The sequence below is a fragment of the Mesorhizobium sp. WSM4823 genome, from assembly GCF_055811195.1.
Window position 1 is genome coordinate 522331 of sequence record NZ_JBVVQL010000002.1, and the last position, 18751, is coordinate 541081.

Genomic DNA, 18751 nt, shown 5'->3' on the forward strand with positions numbered 1-18751 from the left:
GGATAACCGGCAGGGAAAAGGGAATACTCCCAATGATGAGACAATATTCCCAACCATACGACAGATGAGAGGCTTGTGATCACTCTTTGTTGCATGATGTCTTCAAAGCCTATGGCAGCGAGTGTTTTTCGATCTGCCCATCGAGAATTTAATGAATTTGAGATACACTTAATTGATACGCGGTTGTCGGGTATCGGTAAATTCAGGAAGGCAGGTCTGTCGTGAGCGAAGAGATCAATGTCGCCGACGCCTACAGCAAAGGCCGCACCGTCTTCATGGGGCTGGAGCTGCTTATCGCGCCCGGTGCGCTCGTTCCTCGGCCTGAGACGGAGTTGCTCGGTGCGACCGCTCTCGATGTTCTCAGTCAAATGAACATGCCGGCGCCGCGCATCGTCGACATGTGCTGTGGGGCCGGCAATCTGGCGTGCGCCATCGCGCACTACGCTCCCACCGCGCGTGTCTGGGCGAGCGATCTCACCGATGGTTCCGTCGAAATCGCGCGTCGCAACGTCGCTCATCACGGCATGGCGGATCGCGTGTCGGTGCTTCAGGGCGATTTGTTCAGCGCTTTCTCAGGCTTGGAACTTGAGGGCACGATCGACGTGATCGTCTGCAATCCGCCTTATATTTCGGACAAGCGGCTTGAGGGCGACCGTGCGCATTTGACCGAGCTCGAGCCGCGTGAGGCGTTTGCGGCTGGCCCCTATGGCCTGAGCATTCATATGCGGGTAATCAAGGATGCGCCGCGTTACTTGCGGCGCGGAGGCATCCTGCTCTTCGAGGTCGGACTCGGCCAGGACCGGCAGGTCATGAGCTTGCTGGAGCGTTCCAGGGCCTACGAAACCATACGCGCGGTCACGAACGAGGCCGGCGAGGGCAGGGTGGTTGTGGCGCATACCATGTCGCAAGCGTGAGCCACGCCGCGACTGCGGCAGGCCCGGTCGAGCTGCAGCGGGCAAAGCGCAGCGCTACGCAAGATTTCGGCGATCAGTTTTTCTTGCGGAGAACGTATTGCGCAATCCCTTGGATCGAATCGAGGTTCTCCGGCAGGAGCTCGCTGTCTTCGACTATGATGCCGAAGGTCTCCTCGATAAAGCCGATAACCTCAAGTACCCCGGTCGAGTCCACGATGCCTTGGTCGAGAAGGGACGTGTCGCTCTCCAGAGCATCCGCATCGGCTATGTAGAAATTCGACGCCAGGAACGCGCGGATCTGGTCCTTGCAGGTTTCGGCTCTATCCTTGGTAGACAACATTGTATTCTCCTCCGATTCAAAAGATGAATGCTGGTCAAGTTCATCCAGAAACCGCCTCATGACAGGGCTGTTTTCTTAAGTTTGCCCGTGTCTGTCATCGGTAGGCTGGGTACGATCACGATAGACTTCGGAACCATGAAGTTCTCCAATCGCTTCTGGCATTCTTTCTGCAATTGCCTTTCGCCAATGACCCTTCCTTGCTCCATCACGACAAACGCCTTGACCGCTTGCCCGAGTAGCTCGTCCGGAACGCCAATGACCGCAGCTTCCCGCACGCCGGGAATATCCAGCAGTACGTTTTCCACTTCCCTGGGCGCGACCTTCTCCCCTCGTGATTTTATGATCTCGTCGCCGCGACCGACGAAGTAAAGGTAACCCTCGGCGTCCATCCGGCAGTAGTCGCCGGTGTACAGGACCTGCTCGCCCGGCAGCGGACCGGGTTTGAGTTTCCTGGCCGTAGCCTCCGGCTTGCCCCAATAGCCTTTCATCACCGTCGCTCCGCGGATGACGAGCTGGCCGACGACATCGGGGGCGACCCGCCCGTCATGCTCGTCGACAATCCACATTTCCGTGTTCGGGATGGCGATCCCAACGCTCAACGGCTTTCGCTCAAGGTCTTCCGGTGGCAGGTAGGTGCAGCGCTTGCATTCGGTGAGGCCGTACATTGAATAGATGCGCGCATCCGGAAACAGCTCCTGGAGCATGAGAATATGCTTGAGCGGCAGGGCGGCTGCAGTGTTCGTGACATAGCGAATGCTTGAAAAGTCTTGATCTTTCAGGGATTTGAGATCGGAGAGTGCGGCGAAGATGGTCGGCACGCCGGGAAAGCCTGTCACCCTCTCTTCCTTGATCAGCCCGAGGATCTGCGCCGGGAAAGCGAACGAGCGTTCAAGCACCAGCCGAGCGCCGGTGCGAAACGCCATGATCATCTGGTACAGGCCGTAATCGAAGGCGAGGGGCAGGACGTTGAGGATCACCTCGTCTTCGCGTAGCTCCAGGTATGAAGCGATCGATGTACACGCGGTGATCATGTTCCTGTGCGTCAGCATCACGCCCTTGGGTTCGCCTGTCGACCCGGAGGTGTAGATGATGGCAGCGAGATCGATATCGATGCAGCGGCGTGCCGGCGGTGCGCTGCCGCCGGTGGCGACCGCGATGTCCCAGCGCACTGCGTGCGGCAATCCCGTCAGTTGGGCGTCGTCGATCGGTCCGGAGACGATTATCCGGCGCAATGACGGGCAGTTGCGCGCCGGTTCGCTGAAGACCGAGTGCAGGTGCCTGTCGGTGATCAGTGCCGTCGGCCGGCAGTCGTTGAGCAGATAATCGAGCTTGTCGCTCTTGGTGAGCGGATTGACGATGCACACCACGGCATTCGCCTTGAGCACCGCCCAGAAGGCGATGACCGTCTCGACGGTGTTGTCGGCGAAGATCGTCACGCGATCGCCGCGTGCGATCCCAGCCGTGGCCAGGTGTTGCGCGATGGCGTTGGAGCGCGCTTCGATCTCGCCATAGGTGACACGCTGCCCGCCGCACACCAGCGCCACTTTCCCGCCGACCCGGCTGGCGGAGTGGGCGAGGTAGTCATGCAGCAGCGGTACTGCGTCATGCATCATGCCAGCACCTCTTCGCGATGCTCGTGGTCGATGTCGACGGTGAGGTCGACCTTGTGGGCTCCACCGGGACGGCTTGCGACAAACTGCTGGTGAAGGAGCTGGGTCGACAGCACGCCGACCAGCGCCATGTTGTCGGAGTTGGAGAGATCGCCGTCCCCAGTCCTGGCTCGACACTTGTCCAGCAGGCGCGTCACCGACTTCGCATCGAAGACGTTCGCGGCGCGCAGCGCCGTCTCCGAAAGTGCTTCGCGGACATAGGCCGGGGCATCATCGGCAATGAAGCAAAGTGCGTTGGGCGCCCGGTACGGCTGCTTCTTGCGGGCTACGATTTCCTCCGGCACGATCGCTTTCGCGGCGCGCTTCAACACGTGCTTTTCGTCGAGGACGCGCAGCTTGTAGGCCGCCGGAAGCGAATTCGCGAGCCTCACAAGTTCATCATCCAGGAACGGGAAGCGCCCCTCGATAGAGTGGGCCATGAGCATCCTGTCCCCCTGTGAGGAAAGCAGATATCCCGACATTAGCGTCTGGATCTCGAGATACTGGTCCTGCGCCAGAGAGTCCCATCGCGGAAACTCCGCCGGCAGGCGGGCGATCAGCTCGGATACGGCATTACGGCGCTCGGATTCGGCGCGCATGTCGGCGGTGAACAATCGCTTGATAGCGCCAGTGGTGCGCCAGCGCGTGTCATGTGCGAAGCCGGGCGCGTCGTAGGCCTGGATATCGCGCCCGAAGAACTGGCGCGCCATTGCCTGCTGATGCACCGGCGAGCGGCTGAGATAGGGATAGAGGCGCTCCAGCAGCCGCGAGCGTCGTGTCGAGGCGGGCTGGCGGCCCCAGAAACGGCGGACCTTGCCTTCGCGGAACAGGTCGTAGCCAGCGAACATTTCGTCGGCTCCTTCGCCGGTCAGCACCACCTTGATGCCGTGTTCTCGCACCAGCCTCGAAAGCAGGAACAGCGGCGCAGGCGCGGTCCTCAGGATCGGACGCTCGGTGTGATAGATGACCTCGGGAAAGACCTCGGCGATGTCGCTGCGCGAGACCACCACCTCATGGTGCTCGCTCCCGATTGCGCCGGTGACCAGACGCTGGAAACGGGTCTCGTCATACTCAGTGTCGGCAAAGCGCAGGGAGAAGGTCTGGAACCGCTCGCCGGCGTAGCGCCTTCCCAGTGTGGCGACTAGAGAGCTGTCGAGCCCGCCCGACAGATAGCAGCCGACAGGCACGTCGGCCTGCACGATTCTGAGCGCCGTCGCAGCCTCCAGGGCGCCGCGCACCTGGTCCACCGCGTCGTCGAGCGAACCGGTGAATTCGTTATGGCGCGGACCGGAAATTTCAGGGTAGCAAGGCTTCCAGAAGGCCCGCTCGCGAACGGTGTCCCGGTCGTAAATGCGAACATGCCCTGGGGTGAGTTCGCTGATTCCTTGAAATACGCCTTGCGGCGGCACGACTGTCCAGAGCGTGAAAGTCTGATCGATGCCGGCCGGATCGAGGGCGCGGGGAATGGCCATGTCGGCCGCGAAAATCGCTTTCACTTCGCTGGCAAAGTAAAGCCGCCCCCCATGCTCGCAGAAGTGCAAGGGGCAGATGCCGAACCGATCGCGTGACAATACGAGACGGCTCGCCGCGGAGTCCCAGATCGCGACCGCCCATTGTCCGTTCATCCGCTCGAAGGCGGCCTCGCCCCATTCGCGATAGGCGTGGACGATGACCTCCGTATCGCTGTGGGTGCGGAAGCGGTGGCCGAGGGCGATCAACTTCTCACGCAGCTCGAGGTAGTTGAAGATTTCGCCGTTGAAGACGATCCAAATCGTGCCGCCTGCGTCCGCGAGTGGCTGCTGGCCATTGGAGAGATCGACGACAGACAGACGGGCGTGCGCCAATCCGGCGCGTTTGTCGCGGTAAAGACCGCGCTCGTCCGGGCCGCGATGTGCGAGCGCGCCAGCCATGCGCATCAGCGCTTCGCGCGAAGGTGGCGCCACGGCGCCGCTCAGCGACACGATTCCGGCGATGCCGCACATTGCTTAGGCCTCGCTCATTGCGGCAGACAGCAAAGGCCGTGCGTGAAGATAGCGTGCGGCACGGCGTTTGCTGTCGATGTCCTTGAAGACTTTCTGAACCTGGGCCGTGGTGAGGCCGGCAGCTGCCGCGACCTCGTCGGCAGAAATTCCGTGGTTCAAGCCGTAAAGGCACAGATCCATCAGATTGTAAGGCAGCGCGAAATAGAATTCCTCCTGGCTTTGGGCCATGGAGAAAGTGTCCGTGGTCGGCGGCCGCCGCCGGACCTCTTCATCCACCCCCAGGTATTCAGCCAGCTGGTAGACCTGGGTCTTGTAGAGGTGGACGATCGGCATCAGGTCGGCAATTCCGTCGCCCTGCTTGACGAAAAATCCTTGGTCATGCTCCAGCCGGTTTGGCGTCCCTGCCACAGCGTAGTTGAGGCGGTCCGCATGGTAGTACTCGGTCATCTTGCGCAGGCGCTGCTTGTAGTTGGTTGCAGCGACGATCTGCAGATAGGCTGCCGGCGACAGACGCACCGTGTCGGTCCTGCCCGCTGGGTCCTGAACCGTGAGACGTGTGATGTTGAGCCCGTTGCCCTCGAGAACCGACGCGAGCACCAGTTTGCATTTCCAGCCGTCCCCGTACCGGGGAACGACGGTCTGGATCGCCTCGACCTGTCGACTGTAGGCGCCGACGGCATCGAGGGCGGGTGTTATGTCCTCCAGCGCCGTATCGATGCCAAGCTGCGCGGCGACACGGCGGCCGAGCCTGAGCGAGTCGTCGGAGGAATGACGCTCCGGCATGAATATCCCGAGGACCTTGTCTTTCCCGAACGCGCGTGCGCACAACGCCGCGACAACGGAGCTGTCGATGCCTCCGGAGAGGCCGACAACCGCCCCACGCCGCCGCAACGTGCCGAAAACTTGCTCTCGCAAACCTTCCACGATGCGATCGATCTCCGCGCGGGCATCGAGTACAAGGGCGTCCTTGCTGAATCCAGAGATCACGTCGATGACCCGTACTCCCGTTTGCGAGACTCGGTTGAAGAATAGGTCTGCGCCACGGCCTTCTCGATCAGCGGGCGGTTGGTGGCGAGGTGAGGTTCTATGACCAGGTCGATGTGGCTGCCGACGATTGGAATCACGTCCAGATGTGCGAAAGCACGATCCCATCCGATGGCTGGAGGCATTCCTGGCCGAGCGCAGCGGAACAAAGTGCCGGTAATCGGCAGCGCCGGCTTCGGTCCCGCCAACCACTGAAAGAACGCTCGCGCCCGCAAAACCTCCTGCAGTTCCAGTTTGGTCCTGAAACTCGTCGCGTTGAACTGTCCCTGGGCATAGCGATCGAGGATTCGGGTGAGCTGCGCCTCCAACCCCATTTTGACTGTGACTTTTGCAAGGGCGCGGCAAGCCATCCGGTAGGCGGATATGCGGTTGGTCCGGATACGATCGAATGTCCGGGTAAACGTCTCCCAGTGGTCGCTGCGTTCGCCGATGAGGCTTGTGTCCAGGATTCCCACGAATTTCACGGATCGCCCGGCAGCCAGCAGTCGTGCTGCGGCTTCGAATGCGACCGCGCCACCGAGCGAATGGCCGAGAAGTCGTATGTGACCCGCTGGCTGGGCGCGGCGGATCTGCTCGACCGCGGCATCGGCGATGGTGGCGAGGGTGTTTTGGCCGCGCAATATCATCGCCAGGGCGGGGTACCTGATGGGGGCTACTCTGGCGACCTTGCCCATCGCGGCTGCAAAGGCGGCGAGGCTCGGGCCATAGCCGACCGATCCCGGGAACAGAAAAAGGATTGGCGGGTCGTGTTCCTGCGCGCGCTGGTCGCCTGCTTGTGCCGACACGACGGCCTTGACCATTTCATCCACGCTCATCCCGACGGTGAAATCCCCAAGGCCAAGTTCCTGCCCGATGGCGCTTTCGATCTCCATGACGCAGTGCAGCAGCTTCAGCGAATCTCCTCCTGCATCGTCCCAGCGTCCTGCGGCCACGCGCGTGTTGAGGATCTTGGTCCAGGCATCCCGCACTATCTGATGCGTCTTCAGCTCGCTTCCTGAATTGGGTGGTTGCGCGGCCGGCACTGTCCTTCTGGCTGAGAGATCCATTTCCGCAAGCGCCGCCATGTCGACCTTACCGCTCGCCAAGCGCGGAATCTCGGCGACCGTATGCAAGCGCAGGGGACGCAGCGGTGGCGGCAGCTTCGTTCTGACAAGCTGTCGAAGCTCGTCCGAAAAAGCTGCCCCGGCCCAATGCCGGGGAACGGCGAAAGCGACAAGCTCATTTGCCGCCGTCACGATTGCCACCGCATCCTCCACCGAAGGCGCGTAGCGCAATACCCGTTCGAGCTCGGCTGGTTCGACGCGCCGACCATTGATTTTTATCTGGCGCCCCTTGCGACCGACGATCCGCAGCAGGCCATGACTGTCGAGCTGGACGAGATCACCCGTTGCGAAAATCCGAAGATCCGGATCCTCCGGATCCGATGCCAAGGGCACGACGGCTCCGTTCTCCCACTGTCCAAGCAGGACAAACGGGCTTCTTATCAAGAGTTCTCCGCTCTTGCCGGGCTGAACGGGGTGCCCGCTTTCGTTGACAATCGCGAAGGTTATTCCAGGAAGCAGCCACCCGACAGGGACCGAGGCGCCTTGCTCCGGCCAGTCTCGCGGCAAGAACCATTGCGAGCCGGTTGTCTCTGTAGACGAGTAACCGATCTGGATCAGGCAAGTCTTCGAAACGGCTTTGCGCAGCAGCGCGATATCGGCCCAAGACACCTTCTCGCCCCCAATCCGGGCCACTCTGAGTGAGCGGAAAGCGTCGGCAGGCTTGTCCGCCATGAGCGCGCGAAGCAGCGCCGGCACCAGATAGGTAATCGTCACGCCCTCGGATTTCACTCGGCCGCGAACGGCGCGCAAGCCGACTGCTTCGACCTCGAGAAGATGCAAAGTGGCGCCAGTGAGAAGGGCGGCGAGAACCTCCCGGCAACCGGCGATTGTGGCCGGCCCGGTCAAGGGCAGGAAAACATCATCCGAGTTGATATGGCATGCGTCGACATATTGCTGAACCCGCCACAGCAGACTGCGCTGGCTATTGACGATTCCTTTGGGTCGGCCGGTGCTGCCTGAAGTATAGAGCACTATTGCTGGCGCATCGACGGAGACGGAACAGGACTGGTGTATCGGTAGAGCTTGTGGCTCGACGCTGGTGGTCACATCGATCCAGTGGACCTCCTGCGCCAAATCGGCTGGGCGGACATTTCCGTCGCCTATGATGGCCGAGAGCCGCGCGGCAGCAACGATCTCATTGGTGCGCGAACCGGGATCTCTCGTGTTGAGCGGCACCGAAGGCCGCCCGACAGCCATGCTCGCCAGCATCGCCACAGGGTACCAGATCGAGTTGGCCTGAAGAATTCCGACCGCCTGTCCGTCGGGAACGGTGGCTGCGATCCGGTGCGACAGCATTTCGACAGCCCGGAAAAGCTCGGAATAGGTCAGGCGGTTGGTGCCGTCGCTGATCGCAAGCTTGTCGGGATATCGGCTGGTGACGTTTCTCAGATGGTCGAAGACGGCGACATCCGAAAAATCGGCGCCCATCCGTTGATAAGGGCGCAGCACCGGACCGCCTTGGTCAAGCGCGTAATCCGGGACGTTTGACCATCTATGGGAGGCCGTCGGTTGACAGTCCGCCCCTAGATCCAGACGCACCTTTTCTGATCCCAAATTCGCTGGAGACATGAGTGGCTCACGCTAAGATTAAAGTCACTTATCGCCCCCGGCCGAAATGTTTTCATCGATCATTCTGATGAAGCCGCGATGTTCGCCAAAAGGCCGGGGTCGGTTCTGGGCTGTCGTCCAGCGGGCGCAACCATCCCTATAGGCATAGCTCGTGGTGCTCGCGGTTCTGTCGATATGACGCAAGGTATGGCAATCGGCACCCGCTGTCCGTCGCAGTCACGAGCTCTCGTAACTTGCGCGACACAGCGAGGAGCAAAAGATCGGTAGTTTGCGCTACCCGGCTCTCTGATCAGCTCTTTGGGGTTTTCTTGGTTTTTCCGACGCTTTTGGCGGGCCATGCCGGCTGCTGTCGGAGTCTTCATCAGAAACAAAGCAGTACGCGAAAATATGTCCCCGATTCTCGTCGGTTACTCGGATCCAGTCTTTTTCCCACGTTCGGACGGTAACATTTCGATCTGTGGACAACGCCGCGGCTTTGAACGGGCTCGGCGCGTTGACAATACGCACCGTGACCACGTCATCGCCCTCCATTCGCTCGACGAGATACGTCTGCATAAATGCCCCCCCAACGCCACCGAAATTCTAACGTCGGTCAAACGGTTCGGTTGCAGCGTAGCAAAGAGATTTTTGACAAGTGTGACGAACCATCTGTCGGGGAAGTATGACTGAAGGCAGCTTACGGATCGCTTACGTATCGGGGTCTTGCCGCGGTTGGTGACGTGTTCGGGCGAGAGCTACCGCTGGATCGACCAGGCGGCACGCAGGTCGTCGGCCTGGGCGGCCCGGACGCCGCAAGCGGTCAGGGCGCATTTGGTTGCGGTTACGAGCGCGGCATTGTCCTTGGCGGTTGTGCCGTCGGCGAGAGTAAAATTGTTCTCGAAGCCGACGCGGACATGGCCGCCCAGCAGCGCACCGGCCGTCACGCAGGCGGTTTCTTCCCGACCGAAGGCGCAGACCATCCAGTGGGCGAAGCGCGGTCGATCCTGCGCAAGGAAGGGAAGCAGGTCGGTCGGACGTGAAACCTGTCCCGGCGTGTATCGGCCGAGCACGTAGAGCACCGGGATGTCGTCGAAAGGCACCAGCCCGCGCTGCCGCAAGTCGGCTAGGGCCGACGCCTCTTCGGGCGCGTAAAGGATTATCTGAGGGGCGATCCGCTCGCTCTTCAGCCACCATAGGAACTCCGCGAAGGCGGTCTCATAGGCAACGTCCGGCACCAGTTCTCGCAGCGCCAGCGAAACCGCCTCGGGGCGGGTAGCGCGCACCACCGCCATCTGCTCGGCCGGTTGGTATCGACCGATCGCTTCGCTGGTGATCTGGATGACCAACCGTTCGCCCACCGCATCACGTATCGCTTTCGTCATCTCGCGATAGGCATGTGCGTCGAGCAAATGGCCACCGTCGCGATCGCGGACATGGGCATGGATCATGGCGGCGCCCGCTTCGAGGCAGGCGGCGGCGGTCCGGGCCAATTCCTTGGGCCCGATCGGCAGGGCAGGGTGGTCTTCCTTGCCACGCCGTCCACCATTCGGCGCAACGGCGATCGCCGTTGGCGCGATGAGTCCGGGGCCGGGCACCTCGCTGTCGACGGTCATAGATGTAGTCCAACTGTTTCAGTATTGCGTATTATGTAACATATGTTGCATGATAGGTTCGCTTCAAATTGCGCCATCGTCAATCGAGAAAAGCATGACACATATCCTGCATCGCCAGATCCATGCGACCCTGCCCGTCGTGGCTGGCGGCAAGGGTGTAGAACTCTTCGACCGCGATGGTCGCGCCTATATCGACGCGTCAGGCGGCGCGGCGGTTTCCTGCCTCGGCCACGGCCATCCCGACGTGACGGCCGCGCTCCACGCACAGGCCGACAGGCTCGCCTATGCCCACACCAGCTTCTTCACCAATGAGCCGGCCGAGACATTGGCCGACAAGCTCGTCGCCGGCGCGCCGCAAGGCATAAGCCACGCCTATTTCGTGTCCGGCGGCTCCGAGGCGGTGGAGGCGGCGCTCAAAATGGCACGGCAGTTTTTCGTGGAGACTGACAGACCCGAGCGGCGAAACGTCATCGCCCGCCGACAGAGCTATCACGGCAACACGCTTGGCGCTCTCGCCGCCGGGGGTAATGAATGGCGCCGCGCCCAATTTCGCCCGTTGCTGATCGATACGCATCACATCGACCCGTGTTATGCCTACCGCTACCAGAAAGCCAGTGAGAGCGAGGAGGCCTACGGCCTGCGCGCCGCCCAGGCGCTCGAGGACAAGATTGTCGAACTCGGTGCGGACACTGTGATGGCTTTCATCGCGGAACCTGTCGTCGGCGCGACAGCAGGGGCGGTGCCTGCCGTTCCCGGCTATTTCAGGCGCATCCGCGAAATCTGCGACCGCTACGGTGTGCTCCTCATCCTCGACGAGGTGATGTGCGGCATGGGCCGTACCGGCACGATGCACGCCTGCGAGCAGGACGGCGTCGCGCCCGATCTGATGACGATCGCCAAAGGCCTCGGCGGAGGCTACCAGCCCATTGGCGCAGTGCTGCTTTCGCGCCGCATCTTCGACGCTTTTGCCGAAGGCTCCGGCCTCTTTCAGCACGGCCACACCTACATATGCCACCCCATGGCGTGCGCCGCGGCGCTGGCCGTCCAGGAGGTGATCGCTCGCGACGATCTGCTCGTCAATGTTCGGGCGATGGGCGCACATCTTTCGCGGCGACTGGGCGAACGGTTCGGCAATCATGCTCATGTCGGCGACATTCGCGGGCGCGGTCTTTTCATGGGTGTGGAGCTGGTCGAGGACCGCTCGACCAAAGCGCCCTTTGACCCGAAACTGAAGCTCAATGCGAAGATCAAGCGCGAGGCGATGGCGCGCGGCCTGCTCGTCTATCCCGCGGGAGGCACGATCGACGGCATGCGCGGCGATCATGTGCTGCTTGCGCCCCCGTTCATCATAGACGCCGCGGCAATCGACGCGGTTGTCGAACGGCTCGGCGACGCGATAGACGCTGCGGTGGCATAGCCCAGCGCTCCTCATTCCGGCAGATAGGCCCCGAACGCCTGTAACTCCAGTTCCGTCTCCCTGACACGAGCCGCGGCCGCCGTTCCGCTGCGCGCCAGCATCGTTGCAGCCAGCGCTTCCACGATGGCCATAGCTGCGGTTACCGACGGGAAGAAGGAGGGGCTGTCGGTAGAGAAACGCAAGGTAACGTCGGCATGCCGCGCGATCGGAGCAGCCATGCTGTCGGCGATCGCGACAATCGGGACGCTGTGTCGTTGTGCAGCCTCCACCACCGGCCCGAGTTCACGCGAATAAGGCAAAAAGCCGATCGCGACGACCGCGTCCCTCTTTCCGAGCGCCGCGAGTTCCGCCTCGATCGCACCGCCGTCGCCGCCGAGCAGCGTGATCTCGCGCCGAAACATCCGGCAGAGATAGACGAGCGCGTGAGCGGGCGCGCGGCAGCTTCGGAACCCGGCGACGCGTATGTGCTGCGCCTTCTCCAGGATCGCGCAAGCCTTTGCGATTTCGTCGTTGTCATTGACCGTTTCGGCCACTGCCAAATTGGCCATCGTCGTTTTCAGCGATTCCGCGAAGATTGCCTCCGACCCGCGCATAACAAGTGCATCGGCCCTTGCCGCGAAAGGCGCCTTGCCGGAGCGCAGCCGGTCTTCGAACGGCTTGCGAAGCGCCGCCCAGTCGCCGAAGCCCAGCCGCCGCGCCAGTCGCACGAAAGTCGTCGGCGTCACCTCTGATCGCGAGGCCAGCACCCGCATTGAAACCAGCGCCACCTCGTCCGGGTGATCGACCAGGAACCGCGCCGCCTTGCGCAGTTCCGAGCTTAGTTCGGGGAGTTCGGATAGTATGCGCGCCAGAAGCGCGTCGAAACCCATCTCCCGCGTATTCATTGTAACAAGCATTTCCCTTGATTGATAAAGCGCAACAATCGTAGCATGCATCGACGTGCCTCACACTAACACACCGGACGGCCGCGACGGCACGCAAAGTACCAAGGGAGAACCAGATGATACATGCCCGGATTGCACGCCATGGAGCGCAGATCGCCGCCTTGTCGGCCGCACTGCTGTTTTCGGCCAGCGCAATGGCGCAGCAGAATTTCGTTACCATCGGGACCGGTGGCGTCACCGGCGTCTACTATGCCGCCGGCGGTGCTATCTGCCGCCTGCTCAACAAGGATCGCAAGACACACGGCATCCGCTGCTCGGTCGAATCGACCGGCGGATCGGCATTCAACGTGAACACGATCAAGGAAGGCGAACTCGACTTCGGCATGGCGCAGTCCGACGTCCAGTACAACGCTTTCAAAGGCCAGGAATCATTCAAGGACGGTGGCGCCCATACCGACCTGCGCGCGGTTTTCTCGATCCATCCGGAGCCGTTCACTGTCCTGGCGCATCCGAATGCTGGCGTGACGAAATTCGAAGACTTCAAGGGCAAACGCTTCAATGTCGGCAATCCCGGTTCCGGAACGCGCTCTTCCATGGAACGCCTGCTTGGTGCGATGGGCTGGACATTAGCCGACTTTTCGCTCGCATCGGAGTTGAAGGCTGACGAGCACGGCCCGGCGCTCTGCGACGGCAAGATCGATGGGTTCTTCTACGGCGTCGGTCATCCCTCAGCGAACATCCAGGATCCGACGACCACCTGCGGTGCCAAGCTGGTGCCGTTGACTGGAGAGGTCGTGGACAAGCTTGTCGCCGAGAATCCCTACTACGCCAAGGCGATCATTCCGGGCGGTCTTTACGCAAACAATCCCGATGATACCGGGACTTTCGGTGTGCTCGCCACGCTGGTCACTTCGGCCAAGGTTCCCGATGAGAGCGTCTATCAATTGACCAGGGCGGTGTTCGAGAACTTCGACGAGTTCAAGTCGCTGCACCCGGCTTTCGCCAATCTCGAGCCGGCCAAGATGGTGTCGGAGGGAAATTCCGCGCCGCTGCATCCGGGTGCTGAAAAATATTTCAAGGAGAAGGGCTGGCTGAAGTAGGCTTCGTGACCTGACGACAGCTCGGCGGGTTCAACGAACCCGCCGGGCCATCCGCAACAGGAGGCGTCATGAGCGAAGTCAAGGAACAACCGGCCGGCGTCGATCTCGGTGAGCTCGAACAGCTTGTCGCGGAGGCCGATACCGGTGGCAGGCATCCCAGCGGAACAGTCGCTCGAATTCTGCTCTGGGTTGCAGTTGCCTGGTCGCTTTTTCAGCTCTGGTACGCTTCGCCGTTGCCGTTCGTGTTCGGCTTCGGCATCCTCAATGACACCGAAGCGCGCGCTATCCATCTCGGCTTCGCGCTGTTCTTGACCTTCCTCGCCTATCCGGCGCTGAGATCCTCGCCCCGCGATCGTGTGCCGCTGCTCGACTGGGTGCTGGCCGTAGTCGGCGGATTTGCCGGCGCTTATCTCTTTCTCTTTTACGTCCAGCTTTCCGGACGGCCGGGCCAGCCGACCACGCTCGATCTCGTCACCGGCACTGTTGGTATTTTGTTGCTCCTCGAGGCTACGCGCCGCGCGCTCGGCCTTCCGATGGTGGTCGTGGCATGTGTCTTCATCTTCTACACCTTTGCCGGCCAGTACATGCCGGACGTAATCCAGCATCGCGGTGCATCACTCACCAAGTTTCTCAACCATCAATGGCTGACCACCGAAGGCGTCTTCGGGATTGCACTTGGCGTATCGACGAGCTTCGTCTTTCTTTTCGTCTTGTTCGGCACGCTTCTCGAAAAGGCCGGCGCCGGCAACTGGATGATGCAGATCTCCATCGCGCTGCTCGGCCATCTGCGCGGCGGCCCGGCAAAAGTCGCGGTGGTCTCGTCGGCTCTTAATGGCGTCGTATCCGGCTCGTCCGTCTCCAACGTGGTTTCAGGCGGCATCTTCACCATCCCGTTGATGAAGCGCACCGGCCTTTCCGGGGTCAAGGCGGGCGCCATCGAGGCTTCGGCCTCGATCAACGGTCAGATCATGCCGCCCGTCATGGGCGCGGCCGCCTTCCTGATGGTCGAATATGTTGGCATTCCCTATTCGGAAATCGTCAAGCACGCGCTGTTGCCGGCGGTTTTTTCCTACATAGCACTGCTCTACATGGTTCACCTCGAAGCGATAAAGATGGGCCTAAAGACGATCCCGCAGCGTCCGACGCCAGCAAGAGAACGGATGTTGCGGATGGGTCTGGGACTGTCAGGCAGCGTTCTCGCTGTCTGTATCGTCTATTATGGCATCGTTGCCATCCAGGCTGTCTTCGGTGGGGCGGCACCGCCGGTGCTCGCAATCGCAGGCGTGGCTCTCTACGTCGCCTCCGTCTGGTATTCCTCCCGCTATCCGGACCTCGCACTCGACGATCCGAACGCGCCGATCCTGGAACTGCCGCGCGCCTGGGACGTCACGCGGACCGGGCTCGACTTCCTCATCCCGATCGCCGTACTTCTGTGGTGCCTGATGGTCGAGCAGATGTCGCCCGGCCTCTCGGCGTTCTGGGCGACCGTTTCAATCCTCGGCATCGTCGCCACCCGCAAGCCGCTGATGGCGGTATTCCGTAACGAAAACCTCGCCGCCTCAGTCCGTGCCGCCTGGGACGACGTGATCGACGGGCTGGCACTCGGCGCCCGCAACATGATCGGTATCGGTATCGCCACCGCCACCGCCGGCATCGTCGTCGGCACGATCACGCTGACCGGCCTCGGCCTGATGATGACGGAACTCGTCGAGTTCATCTCCGGCGGCAATGTCATCCTGATGCTGATCCTGATTGCCGCGATCAGTCTTGTGCTCGGCATGGGTATTCCGACCACCGCAAATTACATCCTGGTGGCGACGCTGATGGCGCCGGTTGTGGTCGATCTCGGTGCGCAGGCAGGATTGCCAATCCCGCTGATCGCGGTCCACCTCTTCGTCTTTTACTTTGGCATCATGGCCGACATCACCCCGCCCGTCGGGCTAGCGGCCTTCGCGGCGGCAGCGATTTCCAAGGAGGATCCGATCGCCACCGGTTTCCAGGGCGCGCTCTATTCGCTGCGTACCGCGATCCTGCCGTTCGTCTTCATCTTCAATCCGGCGATCCTGCTGATCGGGGTCGACACCTGGCCTCAGACGATCTGGGTGGCGACGATCTCGTTGATCGCCATCCTGCTGTTTTCGGCAGCGACGATGAACTGGTTCGTGACGAAAAGCCGCCTGTGGGAAAGTGCCGCCCTGCTGCTCATCTGCTTCACGCTGTTTCGGCCGGACTGGTGGCTCAACCAGGTGTCGCCGCCTTACGAGGAGTTGCCGGCGAGCGAGTTCCTGTCGGCGGTCGGGCAGGCGCCGGCCGACGGCCGCATCAATTTCGTCGTCGAGGGTGTCGACCTCATGGGCGAAGATGTGCGCAAGACGGTCAACATACCGCTCGGCGAGCCGGGCGAACCGCTGGAGCGGCTGCGCGGCATCGGTCTCACCATCACGCAAGCGGGCGACGCGCTGATGATCAGCAATGTCGACTTCGGCTCCTACGCCAAGCGCATCGGGCTGGATGTCGGATATGACGTCGTGGCCGTGCTCAGAAAGGCCGACCAGCCTTCGAGCCTCATTCCGATCGGCCTGGCGCTTGCTGCGACCGCCGGCGTTGCGGCTCTGCAGTTTGCTCGGGCGCGCAAGCAGGCGGAGGAAGGCGGGCCGGCGCGCTGAGTCTGGAAAGGTTGATAACAGCAGGCGCCGGGAAAACCTCAGTCGGCGGTCAGCACTACCTTGACGCTCTGCGAGCGGTCGGCGGCCAGGGCAAACGCATCGCGGGCCGAGGAAAGGGGTCGCTCGGCGGTCACCAGCTTCAGGACGTCTATGTCCCCGCCGACAATGAGATCGACCGCCTGGTTGAATTCCGCGCCGAAACGGAACGTGCCGTTCAGGTTGATTTCCTTGGCCATCACCGCATTGGCCGCCACGGGGATCTGACCGCCCGGAAGATTGCCGACCTGAACGACCGTGCCGCCGCGCCGGACGCTGGCGATCGCCGCCGCGAGACCCGCTGCGGTGCCTGAAATCTCGAACGCGATATCGATAGCCTTGTCGGACGCGAATGCCTTGAGCTCCTCGTCGCCGCCAAACAGGTCGATCGTCCTGTTTGCTCCAAGTTTGCTGGCGAAGGCGAGCGGCGCCGCTGCTATGTCGACGATGGTGAGCTCGCCACATCCCTTGAGCCTGGCCGCGAGCATGGTCAGAAGCCCGATGGGACCGGCGCCGAACAGGATGACGTTGCGGCCGGCGATATCGCCGGCCCGTGCCACAGCGTGCAGGCTGACGGCGAGCGGTTCCGCGAGTGCCGCCGCCCGGTAGGCGATATCAAGCGGGACCTTGACGCATTGCGCAGGCGTGGCGTCGAACACGCTGGCAAAACCACCTTGCATGTGGGGCGTTTTCGACGCCGATCCCATGAAATAGATGTTCTCGCAGAGATTGGCGCGGCCCTCCGCGCATCGCGCGCATCGTCCGCACCAGCGCGACGGATTGACCGCCACGCGATCGCCGACGGCAAGTCCAGGCGCGTCCGCGTTGATTTCGACGATCTCTCCGGCGACCTCGTGACCGAGCACCAGCGGCGATGTGACGACAAAATCGCCGGTTCGCGCATGGCGGAAATAGTGCAGGTCGGAACCGCAGATGCCGCCTGCGCCGAAGCGCACGCGCACCATTCCCGGCGCGAGGGAGCCGAGCGGGCGCTCGACGACGCGCAGATCCTCAGGGCCGAACAGCGTCGCGGCGATTGCGTTGTCGATCAACGGATCAGCCCCATTTGCGTCGGCAGCCACAGCGTGATGGCGGGGATGAAGGTGATCAGGATCAGCGCGACGATCAACGGCACGAGCCACGGCAGAATTGCCATGGTCGTGCGCTCGACCGACAGCTTGGCGACCCGCGAGAGGACGAACAGCACCATGCCGAGCGGCGGATGGAGGAGGCCAATCATCAGATTGAGCGTCATGATCAGACCGAAATGCACCGGATCGATCCCGTAGAGGACCACGATTGGCAGGAGGATCGGAACGAGGATCGTGATCGCGGCGATCGTATCGAGGAAACAGCCGACCACCAGCATCAGGATGTTCACCAGGATCAGGAACACCCATTTGTTTTCGGTCAGCGATGTGATGAAGACCGAGAAGAGCTGCGCCGCCTGGCTGACCGTGAGCAACCAGGCGAAGATCGACGCTGCGGTGACGATGAAGAGCACCGACGCGGTCGTCTCGATCGTGTCGAAACTGGCCTTTGCCAAGGCTGCGAAGGTCATCGTGCGATAGCGCACGAGCCCTAGAAACAACGACCAGATAACGGCGGCCATGGCCGCTTCGGTCGGCGTGAACCAGCCCATGGTCATGCCGCCGATCAGGATGATCGGTGTCATCAGCGCCATGACGGCGGAGAAGTCGAAATACCAGTCGCAGGCGATCAGGACGACGAGCGCGATGCCGACGGCAACATTGAGCGACAGTCCCATCTGGACAAGGACATAAGCGGCAAGCGGAAAGCAGCACACGACGGCCACTTCGATCGAGGCGGCGGCGAGCCGGCTCAACTTGAAAGGCGTGTCCGAACCCCAGCCTCGGCGGTAGGCGAAGATCGCGACCGTCACCATCATCAGCACCGTCATGACGACGCCGGGCAGGATGCCGGCCATGAACAGCGCGCCGATCGAGACGTTGGCCATCATGCCGTAGATGACGAAGGGCAGCGACGGCGGGAAGATCGGGCCGAGCGTCGAGGAGGCCGCGGTGACGCCGACGGCCGCCTCCACTGGGTAGCCATGGTCGCGCATGGCCTTGATCTCGATGGTGCCGATACCGGCGGCGTCGGCAAGGGCTGCGCCCGACATGCCGGCGAAGACCACCGATCCGATGATGTTCACCTGGGCGAGGCCGCCCTTCATCCAGCCGACAAGCGCCAGCGCGAAGGAATAGATACGCCCGGTGACACCGGCGATGTTCATGAGGTTGCCAGCGAAGATGAAGAACGGCACGGCAAGCAGCGGAAAGCTCTCGACCCCGGCGATCATACGCTGCGCGGCAATGATGTCGGGCGCCACGCCATAGAAGACGAGGTAGAGCAGCGACGACACCGCCATCGACACTGCGACAGGCACGCCGACCAGCATCAGGACGAGAAAGGCTCCGATCAGAAGCAGCAT

The 18751-nt window shown here is 62.0% G+C and carries 13 protein-coding genes; 4 read left to right on the forward strand and 9 right to left on the reverse strand.

Annotated features, from left to right (window positions below; genetic code table 11):
* Window positions 1–221: 221 nt before the first annotated feature.
* On the forward strand, window positions 222–914 hold the full coding sequence (locus AC0L26_RS07370) for a N5-glutamine methyltransferase family protein (RefSeq protein ID WP_352930014.1): 693 nt from the start codon (window positions 222–224) through the stop codon (window positions 912–914).
* Between the two features lie 73 nt (window positions 915–987).
* On the opposite strand, the gene AC0L26_RS07375 is transcribed toward AC0L26_RS07370, so the two are convergent.
* The 6 genes from AC0L26_RS07375 to AC0L26_RS07400 form a co-directional block, all read right to left on the reverse strand.
* On the reverse strand, window positions 988–1254 hold the full coding sequence (locus AC0L26_RS07375) for an acyl carrier protein (protein WP_352930017.1): 267 nt from the start codon (window positions 1252–1254) through the stop codon (window positions 988–990).
* Window positions 1255–1310: 56 nt separating this feature from the next.
* The gene (locus AC0L26_RS07380) at window positions 1311–2867 is read right to left on the reverse strand and encodes a class I adenylate-forming enzyme family protein (protein ID WP_473631944.1); all 1557 of its coding nucleotides are present in this window, start codon (window positions 2865–2867) and stop codon (window positions 1311–1313) included.
* Window positions 2864–4885 (reverse strand): asparagine synthase (glutamine-hydrolyzing), encoded by a 2022-nt coding sequence (gene asnB / locus AC0L26_RS07385; RefSeq protein ID WP_473631945.1) that lies wholly within the window; start codon window positions 4883–4885, stop codon window positions 2864–2866. The genes AC0L26_RS07380 and asnB overlap by 4 nt, the downstream gene beginning before the upstream one ends.
* A 3-nt stretch (window positions 4886–4888) precedes the next feature.
* Entirely contained in the window at window positions 4889–5872 is a 984-nt protein-coding gene (gene nadE, locus AC0L26_RS07390) for an NAD(+) synthase (protein WP_473631946.1), read from the reverse strand.
* Window positions 5869–8601: an AMP-binding protein gene (locus AC0L26_RS07395; RefSeq protein WP_473631947.1), complete on the reverse strand. Its 2733-nt coding sequence runs from the start codon at window positions 8599–8601 to the stop codon at window positions 5869–5871. Before AC0L26_RS07395 ends, nadE begins: the two co-directional genes overlap by 4 nt.
* 734 nt (window positions 8602–9335) lie before the next feature.
* Complete coding sequence (locus AC0L26_RS07400; RefSeq protein WP_473631948.1) at window positions 9336–10193, reverse strand: beta-keto acid cleavage family enzyme; 858 nt, start codon at window positions 10191–10193, stop codon at window positions 9336–9338.
* 94 nt (window positions 10194–10287) lie between these two features.
* On the opposite strand from AC0L26_RS07400, the gene AC0L26_RS07405 reads away from it, so the two are divergent.
* Window positions 10288–11610 (forward strand): aspartate aminotransferase family protein, encoded by a 1323-nt coding sequence (locus AC0L26_RS07405; RefSeq protein WP_473631949.1) that lies wholly within the window; start codon window positions 10288–10290, stop codon window positions 11608–11610.
* Window positions 11611–11621: 11 nt separating this feature from the next.
* Here AC0L26_RS07405 and AC0L26_RS07410 read toward each other — a convergent pair whose 3' ends face one another.
* Complete coding sequence (locus AC0L26_RS07410) at window positions 11622–12494, reverse strand: MurR/RpiR family transcriptional regulator (protein WP_473631950.1); 873 nt, start codon at window positions 12492–12494, stop codon at window positions 11622–11624.
* Between the two features lie 116 nt (window positions 12495–12610).
* Between AC0L26_RS07410 and AC0L26_RS07415 the strand changes: the two genes are divergently transcribed.
* Both AC0L26_RS07415 and AC0L26_RS07420 read left to right on the forward strand, forming a co-directional pair.
* The gene (locus tag AC0L26_RS07415) at window positions 12611–13594 is read left to right on the forward strand and encodes a TAXI family TRAP transporter solute-binding subunit (protein WP_473631951.1); all 984 of its coding nucleotides are present in this window, start codon (window positions 12611–12613) and stop codon (window positions 13592–13594) included.
* A 68-nt stretch (window positions 13595–13662) separates the two neighbouring features.
* Window positions 13663–16260 (forward strand): TRAP transporter permease, encoded by a 2598-nt coding sequence (locus AC0L26_RS07420; protein WP_473631952.1) that lies wholly within the window; start codon window positions 13663–13665, stop codon window positions 16258–16260.
* Between the two features lie 38 nt (window positions 16261–16298).
* Here AC0L26_RS07420 and AC0L26_RS07425 read toward each other — a convergent pair whose 3' ends face one another.
* Window positions 16299–17348: an L-idonate 5-dehydrogenase gene (locus AC0L26_RS07425; RefSeq protein ID WP_473631953.1), complete on the reverse strand. Its 1050-nt coding sequence runs from the start codon at window positions 17346–17348 to the stop codon at window positions 16299–16301.
* Entirely contained in the window at window positions 17345–18751 is a 1407-nt protein-coding gene (locus AC0L26_RS07430) for a TRAP transporter large permease (RefSeq protein ID WP_473631954.1), read from the reverse strand. The genes AC0L26_RS07425 and AC0L26_RS07430 overlap by 4 nt, the downstream gene beginning before the upstream one ends.

Coding starts and splice junctions, on each gene's coding strand:
- AC0L26_RS07405 (WP_473631949.1), top strand. CDS start 10,288: ATGACACATATCCTGCATCGCCAGATCCATGCGACCCTGCCCGTCGTG.
- AC0L26_RS07410 (WP_473631950.1), bottom strand. CDS start 12,494: ATGAATACGCGGGAGATGGGTTTCGACGCGCTTCTGGCGCGCATACTA.
- AC0L26_RS07430 (WP_473631954.1), bottom strand. CDS start 18,751: ATGCTGCTTCTGATCGGAGCCTTTCTCGTCCTGATGCTGGTCGGCGTG.
- asnB (WP_473631945.1), bottom strand. CDS start 4,885: ATGTGCGGCATCGCCGGAATCGTGTCGCTGAGCGGCGCCGTGGCGCCA.
- AC0L26_RS07415 (WP_473631951.1), top strand. CDS start 12,611: ATGATACATGCCCGGATTGCACGCCATGGAGCGCAGATCGCCGCCTTG.
- AC0L26_RS07420 (WP_473631952.1), top strand. CDS start 13,663: ATGAGCGAAGTCAAGGAACAACCGGCCGGCGTCGATCTCGGTGAGCTC.
- AC0L26_RS07375 (WP_352930017.1), bottom strand. CDS start 1,254: ATGTTGTCTACCAAGGATAGAGCCGAAACCTGCAAGGACCAGATCCGC.
- AC0L26_RS07395 (WP_473631947.1), bottom strand. CDS start 8,601: ATGTCTCCAGCGAATTTGGGATCAGAAAAGGTGCGTCTGGATCTAGGG.
- AC0L26_RS07400 (WP_473631948.1), bottom strand. CDS start 10,193: ATGACCGTCGACAGCGAGGTGCCCGGCCCCGGACTCATCGCGCCAACG.
- AC0L26_RS07380 (WP_473631944.1), bottom strand. CDS start 2,867: ATGATGCATGACGCAGTACCGCTGCTGCATGACTACCTCGCCCACTCC.